Annotated in this window: 8 protein-coding genes; 7 read left to right on the top strand and 1 reads right to left on the bottom strand. The window is 36.9% G+C overall.

Going from position 1 to position 8566, the window contains the following annotated elements; translation table 11 throughout:
- Nucleotides 1-136 precede the first annotated feature (136 nt).
- The 5 genes from ACP3T3_RS22440 to ACP3T3_RS22420 all read left to right on the top strand — a co-directional run bounded on the left by ACP3T3_RS22440 (nt 137) and on the right by ACP3T3_RS22420 (nt 5578).
- A complete protein-coding gene (locus ACP3T3_RS22440) occupies nt 137-547 on the top strand; it encodes an acyl-CoA thioesterase (protein ID WP_426480007.1) in 411 nt (136 codons plus the stop codon).
- A 228-nt stretch (nt 548-775) separates the two neighbouring features.
- Nucleotides 776-1624: a prephenate dehydratase gene (gene pheA / locus ACP3T3_RS22435; RefSeq protein ID WP_426477906.1), complete on the top strand. Its 849-nt coding sequence runs from the start codon at nt 776-778 to the stop codon at nt 1622-1624.
- Between the two features lie 363 nt (nt 1625-1987).
- Nucleotides 1988-2695 (top strand): hypothetical protein, encoded by a 708-nt coding sequence (locus ACP3T3_RS22430; RefSeq protein ID WP_426477905.1) that lies wholly within the window; start codon nt 1988-1990, stop codon nt 2693-2695.
- Nucleotides 2696-2808: 113 nt separating this feature from the next.
- Nucleotides 2809-5025 carry a DUF2339 domain-containing protein gene (locus tag ACP3T3_RS22425; RefSeq protein ID WP_426477904.1) on the top strand — a complete coding sequence of 739 codons (2217 nt, stop codon included), beginning with the start codon at nt 2809-2811 and terminating at the stop codon, nt 5023-5025.
- Between the two features lie 115 nt (nt 5026-5140).
- Nucleotides 5141-5578 (top strand): hypothetical protein, encoded by a 438-nt coding sequence (locus ACP3T3_RS22420; protein WP_426477903.1) that lies wholly within the window; start codon nt 5141-5143, stop codon nt 5576-5578.
- Between the two features lie 43 nt (nt 5579-5621).
- On the opposite strand, the gene ACP3T3_RS22415 is transcribed toward ACP3T3_RS22420, so the two are convergent.
- The gene (locus tag ACP3T3_RS22415; protein WP_426477902.1) at nt 5622-6899 is read right to left on the bottom strand and encodes a replication-associated recombination protein A; all 1278 of its coding nucleotides are present in this window, start codon (nt 6897-6899) and stop codon (nt 5622-5624) included.
- Nucleotides 6900-6999: 100 nt separating this feature from the next.
- On the opposite strand from ACP3T3_RS22415, the gene yidD reads away from it, so the two are divergent.
- Both yidD and lgt read left to right on the top strand, forming a co-directional pair.
- A complete protein-coding gene (yidD, locus tag ACP3T3_RS22410; protein WP_034695943.1) occupies nt 7000-7251 on the top strand; it encodes a membrane protein insertion efficiency factor YidD in 252 nt (83 codons plus the stop codon).
- Nucleotides 7252-7760: 509 nt separating this feature from the next.
- Entirely contained in the window at nt 7761-8549 is a 789-nt protein-coding gene (gene lgt / locus ACP3T3_RS22405) for a prolipoprotein diacylglyceryl transferase (protein ID WP_426480006.1), read from the top strand.
- Nucleotides 8550-8566: the final 17 nt, after the last annotated feature.

Here is an 8566-nt window from a genome sequence, read left to right as displayed (position 1 = left end):
TTTTTATGCCCCGATTATTCTTTGTTTGTACTGTGTTTAGAAGGAAGACAAAGGTCCAATATTTTCTTTTCAAAAAAAAATATTGCAGGTATTGATTATTTAAAAATATATTTGTATGTATAATTTAACGCCTAAAATGATACACACAACACACTCAATACGAGTACGTTACGCTGAGACAGACCCGATGAAATATGTATACTACGGTAACTATGCAACCTACTTCGAGGTAGCGAGGGTTGAACTCTTCAGAAGCATAGGAATTTCATACGATGAAATTGAAAACCAAGGAATTTGGCTCCCTGTTTCGGACTACAAAATTAAGTATATCCGGCCGGCTTTGTATGATCAAAAATTAGAAATTCATACCTATATAAAAAAAATTCCGGGAGTAAGAATTGAATTTGAATATGAAATTTACAATGAAGAGCATATTAAAATAACTGAAGCTGCCACTACCCTTTTCTTTCTGGATGCGAAAACCAGTAAGGTAATCAAGTGTCCGGATTTTCTGATGGAAATGATTGAGAAGAATTGGAAGGAATAGGTGAAAGCAAATGTTGTCAATGGTCAATTTTGCTTCGCAAGTGAATAGTCATTTTTAACAATAAATCCAGAATCAGGATATTCACAATTAACCAACTAACCAGCAACTCTACACACTCAACATTAAAACTCTAAACCTAGAGCTTTTAAACTTCGAACGCAGCTCTTTATTTATGAATAAATTCGCACCTTTGTACCTTTATTTTAATCATCCCTTATATATTATATTATGAAGATTGCATTTTTGGGACCTCATGCCAGTTTTACCCAGCTTGCCGCAGCGCAGCTTTTCCCCGATAACGAATTATTACCGCAGGCCAGCATTCTGGATTGCTTTAATGCTGTTGAAAATAGAGAAGCCGTAAAAGCAGTCGTACCATTGGAAAACTCCATTGAGGGAACCGTTTCTATGACGCTGGATTATTTATATAAGACTCCGTCTGTTAAGATTGAAGCAGAAGCAGTAATGCCCATCGCCCATCACCTGATGATTCATCCGGGAAATAATATTGAGAATATTGAACGGATATATTCGCATCCGCAAGCCCTTGCCCAGAGCTTTCACTTCCTGGATACTCATTATAAAGAGGTTCCGAAACAGGACTTTTCCTCTACAGCGGCAGCCGCCAAATTTGTTTCTGAAAATCCGGACACTTCTATTGCTGCAGTGGCCAATCAGTTTGCAGCCAACTTATATGGATTAAAAATCATCAACCGTAATATTCAGGATTTTGAACAGAATCACACGCGTTTTATTATCATTTCTAAACAGCAGAACCCATATCAAAACGATAAACTGGAAACGTTGGGAGAAAAATCCGGGATGCTGATTACCCTTCCGGAAGATCATCCGGGTGGACTGCATCAGGTTTTATCCGTTTTTGCATGGAGAAAGATGAACCTCAGCAAAATTGAATCCAGAACATTAAAGACCGGACTGGGCAATTACTTCTTCTTTATTAATGTAGAAGGACCTTGGGAAGATATTCTGCACGGAAATGCTCTTAAAGAACTAGAATCCATCAACGCCAATGTGGATTTTCTTGGAAATTATAAAGAATTTCTCCTGGAAAGCTAGGAAAAATCAAAAAAACTATTCAAGAAACACTGTCGTCAGGGCAGTGTTTTTTTCTTTTTGGTATAAAAAAAGCAGCAATTGCAAAACTTTTTACAATAAATTAGTATATCGATAGCAACTGCTCAATACACAAAATAACCCACACAACAGGGAGAATTATTTTTCACTAAAACCCTCATAAACAACGGATTAGTTTAAAAATAAATATAATAAGTCGTAATTAAATTATTCAATAATATTAACCAAAATATAAACGTTTGTTTAAATATATTACATCATATTAATATTAAAATTACAAATATCACAATGCCGGGTATAATTTTTATTGTATATTTGCTTAGCAACTAATTAAAAATCTTGATCATGAAAACTAAACTTTACAGCTTATTGTTAGCATGCGCAACTTTACCTTTATTCTCACAAGTAGGTATCAATACAGCGACCCCTAGTGCAACTTTAGACGTAAACGGAAATACAAAGATCCGTACTACCCCTGCCGCTCCTGCATTAACTGGCTATCAGGTTCTCGGTATCAATAGCGCCAACTCAGAAGTTTCTACGATTGATCCACTGCTAATCTATGCCGCTGCCAATACTAATTCATCGGTATATGCTGCCAAGAAGACAGCAGGAATCAGCCTTTTGAGCCTTGGGCTTTTTCCTTCAGGATTCAGAGCTGTTAACTTCTTAGCAGCAGAAAGAACCATAGGATCTGCCAGCTTATTCAGCGACACAGATAACACCTATACAATTCCATCCACAGGTGTTTATGCTATAGGCTTTACATTCCGTTATGGAACCGGTCTCCAAGCTTCATTGTTAGCCAATAACCCGGGAGTGGGTATTGTAAGAACCAGAGCAGGTGTAGCAACTACTATAGACAGCCGTGCGTTCAGTGGAGCTAACCTGATTTTATTAAGCTTGACGATTTCCGAAAGTTCTCTTAACTCAGTTTATTCCTTCCAGGCAGGAGACAAAATTTCATTCGGCCTTGTCGGATCAACAGCATTGGATGTAGGCTTACTAGGATCCAGTATTGCATCATTCTACATTTACAAAATATCTAATTAGTAAAACATATTGTTAGTTATCTATACCATTTAACCCATCGCTTATACCGTGATGGGTTAATTTTTTAATATCCCCTATCAAACATTTCTTTATCTTTGATAAAAACCCATGAAATGAATGAATTTGTTGCCGTCATCATTCTTATAATTGTCTTCATCATTTTCAATAATCTGAATACTAAAATCAGAAAATTGGAGAAGGAGATTGCGGATCTTAAGACCCATAAGACTCCGGCTCAGCCTGAGGAACTCCACAAGAAAACGCTACCGGAAGAAACTACCATTCCACAGCAGGCACAGACTCAACAGATTCATCATGAAGAGACTAAAAATAATGAAGAATTTCCAGCATCTGCCTCAAAAGACCGGCTAACTCCCGTTTTTGATTTTTTAAAACAGAATGCACTCACCATTATCGGTATTTTCACCCTTGTTCTGGGAATGGGTTATTTTGTAAAATATGCTATTGACAAAAACTGGATTGGTGAAGCGGCAAGAGCAGCAATCGGTTTTTCTACCGGCGCAGGAATTATCATTACCGGACATTTCCTCAGAAAAAATTATAAAGCTTTTTCGTCCATCATTACAGGAGGCGGAATTGCCGTTTTATATTTCACAGCCACCATTGCTTTCAGGGAATATCATCTTTTTACCCAGAACACGGCTTTTGCTATAACCGCACTGATTACAGCAGCTTCTATCCTGTTATCCTATTATTATAAGAGTGAGGTATTGATTATTTTTTCATTGATAGGAGGTTTCACAGCTCCTTTGATGATCAGTACCGGACACAATAACTATCTGTTCCTCTTTATTTATATCACTCTTTTAAACACAGGAATGCTGGCAGCCTCATTTCTTCAGCACTGGAAAAGTGTGGGATGGACGGCTTATATTTTTACCACCGGCTATCTTTTTTTCTGGACCAATGAAAGTCCGGAGCTTTTAAGTATCACTTTTTACCTGATCAGCTATGTGATTTTCTACATTTTTGCCCTGCATGAGTACTTCAGAAAAAGTATACTTTCAACCTCTGATATTGTAATACTTGCGCTTGCTAATTTTTCCAGTATCCTGGGGCTTACCCATATTTTTGACGCACTGAAGTATGAACCTTCAATTATTTTCCCGCTTATCTTTGCAGCAGCCAATTCTATATTGTTGTTTAGAGAATATGGACGAAAGAATTTCGGAAATGCTTATTCCGTATTTGCAGGACTGGTCACCAGCCTTATAACAATTGCGGTTGCGATTCAGTTTAAAACCCATCTCATCACCAGTATCTGGGCTATACAGACTACGCTGCTTCTTTTCATCTGGAAAAAAACCGGCCATAAGATTTTCAAGATCTTTTTCTATATCCTGTTTCCATTACTGATGGTCACCCAGATTATAACATGGACCGAGTATTTTGGAACCAAAGGTTTTAATATCCTGTTCAATCCTCCGTTTATTACCAGTTCATTTACCATAGCTTCCATAATGGTCAATTTATATTTATTAAGGAATACGGTAAAAGAACCACAGGAGAAAAACAGCAACTTTTTTGAGGATCTCATCACGGTAATTAGTTATGGCACTATCTATATTACCTTTCTTCTTGAGATCACTTATCACATTTCGGAAATGCATTGGTCAGCAATTACCAGTGTAGGGCTGGTATTCAGCGTGTATTATATTTTTATATTGTTACTTTTCAGAAAACCGCTGGGTATCAGAAGTGACATTCAGAATATGCTGATCTATCTGCTTCTTTTACTGGCTGTTCTTACCATTTCTGCGTCCACTCCGCCAGTTGTTACTGCTATTTTATCAAAGAAACTATATTCCGGTTTCTATCTGCTTCACCTGCTGCAATGGATTCCTTTTATATTTGTATACAGCAGAATCATTCCTTTTTCGGAATTTCACAAACGCCGGATTTCTTATTGGATTCTTTCTTCCGCACTGATCATTCTGGTAAGCTGTGAATTGCATCATACCTATATTTTAATGGTTTCAAATGATATCCCTCAGTCTTATAAAGCCGGCCAACATTTTAATATTCTTTACCTTCCTATAATATGGACAATTCTAGCGAGCATTTTTATTTATGCAGGGTTAAAAAAGAGTATCCCGGAGTACAGCAAAATTGGCTTTGTACTGATAGGCCTGATGGTATTAAAGCTTTATGGTTACGATGTATGGCAAATGGATAATATTTCAAGAATCAGTGCCTTTATTGCTCTTGGAATCATTTTATTAGTAAGTTCTTTCGCGTTCCAGCGCCTGAAAAATATCATCAGAAATATGGTAGATAAAAAAGATACAAACGAAGAACCCAAAGACTGACAATCAGGATAAAAGTTTTTATTTCTAAATAAAATGTAAAACAATTCAATATTTTATTCAAATTTTACAAAAAATAACTATATTTATCACGTTTTTAACAGTACATATTCTGATTATGAAAAAATTACTCTATTCTTTTTTAATACTGTCCTCTGCTGCTTTATCTGCACAGCAAAAAAATCTGGCTGTAAAGTTTGCAGTAGCCGACAATGCTATTGGAACGGTAGAATTGTTTAATACAAGAAAAAACGTATTACAGGTTTCAAAAGTATACAATACTCCGGCAAGCCTTCCCCAGAGTTTAAAAAAATACAGTTCTGTTTTTACAAAAGGGTTGACTGAATACAAGTTCAAAAACGGACAAAATATATATGACAGAATGGCGTTATCTGAGATCAATGTACAATATAATATCCCGGCAGATCATCCTGTATTTATTGAAGGGTATGAATTTGCAGATACCAGCACTGTGATCTATCCTGAAATCAATAAAAGAGCAGAAATAAAAGATTACAACGGTAAGAAAACATTATTTATTTACACTACCAGATAATTGAATAAAATAAAGGATGCTATTTTACAGCATCCTTCTTTATTTAATATTTATTGTTCCATTTTTTCCTGAGCTCTTCATAGATTTTCTTCTCTGTAGAATTATTTCCCGGCTCATACAGTTTCACATTCCTGATTTCTTCGGGAAGGAAATCCTGCTCTACAAAATTCCCTTCATAAGAATGGGCGTATTTATATTCTTTTCCATAGTCCAGGTCTTTCATCAGTTTTGTAGGAGCATTCCTCAGGTGAAGCGGTACAGGCAGATTTCCTGTTTTTTTTACTAAAGCCAGCGCTTCATTAATAGCCATATACGCAGAATTGCTTTTAGGAGAAACAGCAAGATATACAGCCGTTTCACTTAATATGATCCTTGCTTCAGGATTTCCGATCACATTAATCGCCTGAAAACAATTGTTCGCAACAACCAATGCGTTCGGATTGGCCAATCCTACATCTTCAGCAGCAAGAATAAGCATTCTCCGGGCAATAAACTTGATATCTTCTCCTCCGGCAATCATCCTTGCCAGCCAGTAAACCGCCCCGTTGGGATCTCCGCCCCGCATGGACTTGATAAAGGCTGAAATAATATCATAATGCTGCTCTCCATTTTTATCATAAAGAGCCATAGTCTCCTGAAGAACTTCAAGAACATCCGAATTTAAGATTTCTGTGGTATTGGAGTTTTTATATTGATTTAAAACCAACTCTACAGAATTGATAAGCTTTCTAGCGTCACCCCCTGAATATTGAATGAAAGCTTCTTTTTCAAGGATTTTAAAATCAGTTCCTTCCTCTTTATTGTATCTTTCCGAGGCAATATCAATCAATTCTTCCAGCTTTTCATAGCTCAATGCTTTTAAAACATAGACCTGACTTCTCGAGAGCAGCGCCGAAACCACCTCAAAACTTGGATTCTCCGTAGTTGCCCCGATTAAGACTATCCAGCCTTTCTCTACCGCATGTAATAATGAATCCTGCTGGGACTTATTGAACCTGTGAATTTCATCAATAAATAAGATCGGCGATTTTCCGGAGAACAGATTCTGTTTCTTGGCATCTTCAATAACATCACGTACATCTTTCACCCCGGAAGAAACTGCAGAAAGCTTATAGAACTTCCTCCCCGACTGCTCGGAGATAATTTCTGCCAGTGTAGTTTTCCCGGTACCGGGAGGCCCCCAGAATATCAGGGAATTCAGACTATTGTTTTCAATCATTTTTCTGATTGTTCCTTTGTCGCCGGTAAGGTGTTCCTGCCCCAATACATCGTTTAGGGTTTTGGGTCTTAATTTTTCAGCTAATGGAATATTTTGATTCAAAGTAATTCTATTTTTAGATCAATGTTCCGGATTTCTGATCACCGAAACTTATAACAAATTTAAACTAATTTTCATTTTTTTAGTCTATTTTTGCATTGTTTTGAAACTTACATTCAATAAAATCATTACATTTCCGCTGGTAATTTTGATCAAATTTTACCAATGGTTCATTTCGCCCTTACTTCCCAAAAACTGCCGCTACGAACCTACCTGCTCTCATTATATGATCGAGTCGCTTCAGGTACATGGTGTCTTTAAAGGTTTCTGGCTGGGATTTAAAAGAATTTTAAGATGCCATCCATGGGGAGGAAGCGGTTATGATCCTGTACCCCCTAAACATAAATGTCAATAATCAAACTATTAAATCAATAGCAAATGAATACTATTTTTTTCAGAATTTACCTTGTGCTGTTTGCGTTAATTACGCAATGCCTTTTTGCACAGGAATACCCTGGAGGCTTATCGGACGGAACTTTAGATATCAACGGAAACAATGTTCCCGTAAAAATCTATTCCACTACAGAAATGGGAGACCTTACCGCTTTCCCTGACAGGGAATCAGATAAGAACCAATCTTTTGTTGTGATTCTAAATGAATCAAATTTTGAACCTGCTTATTACAATTATGGCGCTTCAACATTAGCTAAGTACAGGGATTCAAAATACCAGCTTTTTGATAAAAACTTTAAACTGATAGACACACCGGTAACTCAGGAAAATATTTCAAAATTCAAGTATGCGGTAAAATCGGTGAAACCCATTGCTGCCTCTGATACAGTAGAACTTGAAACTCCGTTTAAAATATGGGACCCTTCAAAAGGCATTCATATCGGATCATTTACCCTTCACTTTTATAGTTTGATGTTTGTTTTTGCATTTGGTTTCGGATATGTTTTAATGACGAGGATCTTTAAGATTGACAACGTGAATCAAAAATACCTGGAACCTCTTTTCACCTGGACATTAATTGGTACTATTCTTGGCGCAAGATTAGGACATGTTATCTTTTATCAGCCTGAATTATTTAAAGAGGATTTCTGGAGTGTATTTTTACCGATAAGTACAAAAAACGGTTTAAAATTTACAGGATTTTCAGGATTGGCCAGCCATGGTGCTACAATCGCTCTGATTTTCACTACGCTTTATTATTCATTTAAAATCATTAAGAAAAATCCGTTCTGGGTATATGACAGACTAGGAATTGTTGTTGCTTTAGGAGGAGCATTTGTAAGAATGGGGAACTTTTTCAACTCTGAAATCGTTGGTAAACCCGCTGATCCCAACTCTCCGTTTGCCTTACTTTTCCCACAACAAAGCAGCGAGTATGGTCTTACTGTACCTCGTTATCCAAGCCAGCTATTCGAAGCGGTAGGATATGTTCTTTTGTTCATTTTATTATGGATTCTATATAGAAAAACGGATAAAAAATATCAGCAAGGCTGGTTATTCGGTTTGTTCTTTATTATTCTTTGGGCTATCAGATTCTTTGTAGAGTTCCTGAAAGAGCCGCAAGGAGATGAGTTTATCCAGATCGGCGGTCTGAATACTGGCCAGGTTCTATCTATTCCTTTTATGGTTGCAGGTGTTGTGATCATGATTATTTCCAAGAAATTTAAGATCACGCAGGCAGAAAACGAAAAGCCTGAATAAGCCCACCTGACTAAACC

This window comes from Chryseobacterium sp. CBSDS_008 (assembly GCF_049959325.1).
Classification (GTDB): domain Bacteria; phylum Bacteroidota; class Bacteroidia; order Flavobacteriales; family Weeksellaceae; genus Chryseobacterium.
The sequence above is the reverse complement of the archived record's forward strand: the minus strand, read 5'-3'. Positions and strand labels throughout refer to the sequence as shown.

Excerpts from the sequence above, each read along its gene's own strand:
- ACP3T3_RS22425 (WP_426477904.1), top strand. The coding sequence starts at position 2,809 with ATGAATGAATTTGTTGCCGTCATCATTCTTATAATTGTCTTCATCATT.
- pheA (WP_426477906.1), top strand. The coding sequence starts at position 776 with ATGAAGATTGCATTTTTGGGACCTCATGCCAGTTTTACCCAGCTTGCC.
- lgt (WP_426480006.1), top strand. The coding sequence starts at position 7,761 with ATGTTTGTTTTTGCATTTGGTTTCGGATATGTTTTAATGACGAGGATC.
- ACP3T3_RS22420 (WP_426477903.1), top strand. The coding sequence starts at position 5,141 with ATGAAAAAATTACTCTATTCTTTTTTAATACTGTCCTCTGCTGCTTTA.
- ACP3T3_RS22430 (WP_426477905.1), top strand. The coding sequence starts at position 1,988 with ATGAAAACTAAACTTTACAGCTTATTGTTAGCATGCGCAACTTTACCT.
- ACP3T3_RS22440 (WP_426480007.1), top strand. The coding sequence starts at position 137 with ATGATACACACAACACACTCAATACGAGTACGTTACGCTGAGACAGAC.